We start from the raw sequence: 3,969 nt of genomic DNA on the forward strand, positions 1-3,969 counted from the left end.
CGCCGGTGGCTGGTAGATGATAGCCAGCAAGAGAGGCGATAAAAACTAGGCTAGTTGCGGTTATTATTGGGTAGAGTTTTTTCATCTTTACCTTGCCTGAATGATCAGTTTTTTTTAGAGGGTTTTTTCCATATTTTAGCGTCGGGATTGTCAAAGGGGAAGCGTTGTATCTTCTCCTTATGTTAAAACTTATAAAGCTACTCGGCTCTTCTCGACTTTGTGTGATAATTTTTGCTTATAGAATCGTGAAATGTTTACTGGGAAAGACTTTTAGGACTATTTTGCTGAAGAAACTATCAGTATAGACCCCGTTTCCACACAGAAACCAGAAGAGCCGCTACTCCTTTACGCAGTAGCGGGAAAATTATCCTCGATCGAGAAACGGCAGCAGTTTTAGATACTCATGGGGTTATCTGGTATCTTTACGCGGATCAACGATTATCCAATTTGGCTCGACAAACCATCGAATCGGGAATCGTCCATCAACACGGTTATTCTCCTTGATAAAATACAAAGAACTGGCGATAGAACCCGATCAAGTAGGATAGCAATCAAAAGCGCAAATTAGGGATACTTTGCCGTGAAAATATTAGCAAGAATTGCTAAATTAACAGGATTGACTCCAGATCATCTCTAATTATTATAATCATAGCGCACCAATTTAATGATCAAGTTGCTGGGTGGGGCGCGGATTGTTAATTTGAGTTTTTTATCAGAGATTATCTCCGCAAACACGCACCCTACCAGATCAGCGATTGCGCTAACAGAAGAGAGTTATAGCAGTTATCTTAATGGTGAGGTATGAGCTTTTCGTTTTCGGGCGACAGAAGACGATGCCCTATCATTCATCTTTACGATCAAGGCTGTAGCCCGAACTCAGCTAATATTAAGATTTATTTTGCCAAGTACTTTTTAGATATTTTTTCTGTAACACTGGCGACATTGCTATCTAATAGATAAGCGTCCCTATGTAAAGTTACTTGATAGTTAAGGAGAATTAAATTCATGCCTCTAATTACGGGAGATATATTCAATAACATCATTACTCCACTTTTCGCATCACTTGGAGTCATCGGGTGGTACAGTGGACTGGGGGGCGATGATATCATTTTTGGCTATGATGGCGACGACTTCCTCGATGGTGGTAATGGCAACGACTTCCTCGATGGCGATGATGGCAGCGACACCCTCCATGGTGGGCTTGGCAACGACTTCCTCGATGGTGGTGATGGCAACGACACCCTCAATGGCGGACTTGGCGACGACACCCTCTATGGTGGCCTTGGCAATGACACTTCTGACGGTGGTGATGGTAATGATTTAATCATTGGTAATGATGGCGATGATCTCCTACTAGGTAATGCGGGCAACGATTTCCTAATAGGTAATGCGGGCAACGACAGCCTCGATGGTGGCCTTGGCGACGACTTCCTCAATGGCGGAGATGGCAACGACATCCTCAATGGTGGTGTTGGTGTTGACTCGATGGATGGTGGTAATGGCGACGACCTCTACGGTGTGGACAACAGCGGCGACATCGTCCGGGAACTTTTGAACACTGCCCCAGGTGGGACGGCTGATACGGTATTGTCCTCAGTAACCTATTCCCTAGCACCGGGGACATTGGGTACCCAAGGATTCGGGATTGAGAACTTGATCCTGACGGGAAGTGCCAATATCAACGCTACTGGCAATGGCACCAACAACATCCTCGTGGGCAACATTGGCAACAATGTCCTTGGTGGTGGCCTTGGCAACGACGCCCTCAATGGTAGCTCGGGTCAGGATACCCTTGTCGATTTTGCCGGAAGCGATTTATTCTGGCTCGACGAAATTGGCCTAGCGAACCGTGATCTGATCTTCGGCTTCTCCGTACTCAATGACAGTATCGTTCTGGCAGACCGTCTTGACAGCAGCTTGGTCGGCTTTATTAGTCCGGGTATCAAGGGTCTGGGCTTTACTGGTGGTCCTCTGCCTGGAAATCCCCTTAACCCTGCTTCGTTTTTCAGCGGAGCGGGGTTCACCGGGGGATTATTGGGAGCCCCCTCCGGCATCTACGTCAATACCACCAACGGCGACATCTGGTATAACGATTCCACCGTCCTCGGTAGTTCCCTAATTGCCAATGTTGGGGCTGGTGCCGCAGCTGGCATGACCAATTCCCACTTCGTTTATGGGTAGATGATAGCCGGCAAGAGAGGCGATAAAAACTAGGCTAGTTGCGGTTATTATTGGGTAGAGTTTTTTCATCTTTACCTTGCCTGAATGATCGGGATTTGCTTGGTTCTGTTTTCAATCTTGGATGAGGTGGGTTACTGCTACTCGTAACCCACCCTGGGGTTTTTTCTAGAGGGTTTTTCCATGTTTTAGCGTCGGGATTGTCAAAGGGGAAGCGTTGTATCTTCTCCTTATGTTAAAACTTATGAAGGTACTCCTTTATGCGGTAAGCGATAGAAATATGACTCTACAAGAGCTAATGCGGTGGGTGGAAAAATTATCCTCGATCGAGAAACGGCAACTGATCGAAAAAATTACCGCAGAAATGGCATCGGAATCGGCAGAAGTTAATCAACCCCGTCCCTCTTTATGGGGTATATGCGCCGATTTAGGACAGGCTCCCTCGGCTGAAGATATCGATAAAACCCGACGAGAAGCGTGGGGAGATTTTACGGCAGAGGATATTTAAGTGTTAAAAGCAGTTTTAAGTAGGTAGGCGTTAAAAATTATCAGACACCCCCCTTATCAAGGGGGGCAGGGGGGATCGAACCTGAAATCCATTTTAAATTTAATTATAACCAGCTACTTAGATACTCATGCGGTTATCTGGTATCTTTACATCGAATTATTGCGGCAACCGCCCTATATTTAAACGGTCCCTTAATTAGCCGAGATCGAAAAATTCAATTATCAACGGTTAATACGATCTGGTAGCAACGAACTAATCAAATTCCTATTCCCCGAAGATAATTCGATTCGGTGGGTTAGCGCTACTCCTAACCCAACCTGCGGTTTTTGTCAATATATTTTTACTTTCCGAAACCTTTGTTCGGGCGGTTTTGTTTGGCAATACGGAGGGCTTTTCCAGTTTTGCCATCCTGTAGTGCGATCCGCATCGATCGCTTTTTCTGGTAGGATTGAATATCCGCCGCTAACGGATGATCGTTATCGATGCGTAGATGGGTTACAGAACATATAAGACCCGTTTGTTTTCCCGATTCATTTTTTAGGGAACAAATAATTCCCCCCTCGTCTCCAGTGTAGAAAATTTTATCGATCGAAAACTGGTGATCGGGTTTGTATCGCTCGCCTTTTGTTTCAGCTATTTTTAACGTTTCGGGAGTTGCACGCACAGGGATTGGTAAACTCGCTTCCATTTTCTCGATTAACAAACGAACTTGTCGGGGATCGTCGATGGACATGGTTATTCTCCTTGATAAAATACAAAGAACTGGCGATAGAACCCGATCGATCGAGTAGGATAGCGATCGAAAACGCCAATCAGGGACATTTTGCCGTGAGCGCTCCGAATTCTCCCCCTCCCGGAACACAGATACTAGGAACTTTCGCCAGTCTTCTCGGTTTGCTGGGGATTTTTCTCTATTTTACGGGATGGATCTATCAGTGGGCCTATTTCGGCTAGTTTCGCCTTGAGATTAACCGTCTGGACTTGCCCTTGCGTTCCTTCCTTTTCGTGCCGATACAGGTCTTCTGTGGCGATTTCGGGGCGTTGCTGCGAACGTTTCTGGCACTGGTTGCCGTTGCCTTCGCGATTCCATTTACCCTCTGGATTTTGTCTCCCCTGCCATCCTATTCAATTGTCAGTCAATTTAAACGGAAATTTCATCAAAAATTTCAACCCCTAAGTTTATTAGTCCGGGGAATTCCCGAATCTCTCCGAAAAGATTTGATCGCTGTTATTTGGCTATTAATTATTCTTTTTTGGTTAGCTCGAATTCAGGGATCGATCGA

Annotated in this window: 3 protein-coding genes and 1 pseudogene; 3 read left to right on the forward strand and 1 reads right to left on the reverse strand. The window is 45.6% G+C overall.

The genetic code is table 11. From position 1 onward, the window contains the following. The first annotated feature begins 1,005 nt into the window (after positions 1–1,005). Complete coding sequence (locus tag PX636_RS09575; protein ID WP_288116932.1) at positions 1,006–2,181, forward strand: calcium-binding protein; 1,176 nt, start codon at positions 1,006–1,008, stop codon at positions 2,179–2,181. A 241-nt stretch (positions 2,182–2,422) separates the two neighbouring features. Beyond that, entirely contained in the window at positions 2,423–2,686 is a 264-nt protein-coding gene (locus PX636_RS09580) for a hypothetical protein (protein ID WP_190721823.1), read from the forward strand. 340 nt (positions 2,687–3,026) lie between these two features. Here PX636_RS09580 and PX636_RS09585 read toward each other — a convergent pair whose 3' ends face one another. Beyond that, complete coding sequence (locus tag PX636_RS09585) at positions 3,027–3,419, reverse strand: hypothetical protein (protein WP_288116936.1); 393 nt, start codon at positions 3,417–3,419, stop codon at positions 3,027–3,029. A gap of 11 nt (positions 3,420–3,430) precedes the next feature. Between PX636_RS09585 and PX636_RS09590 the strand changes: the two are divergent. Continuing rightward, positions 3,431–3,969 (forward strand): annotated as a pseudogene (locus PX636_RS09590) (hypothetical protein); the annotation flags it as partial.

The sequence above is a fragment of the Microcystis sp. M53598_WE2 genome (genome assembly GCF_030067735.1).
GTDB lineage: Bacteria > Cyanobacteriota > Cyanobacteriia > Cyanobacteriales > Microcystaceae > Microcystis > Microcystis aeruginosa.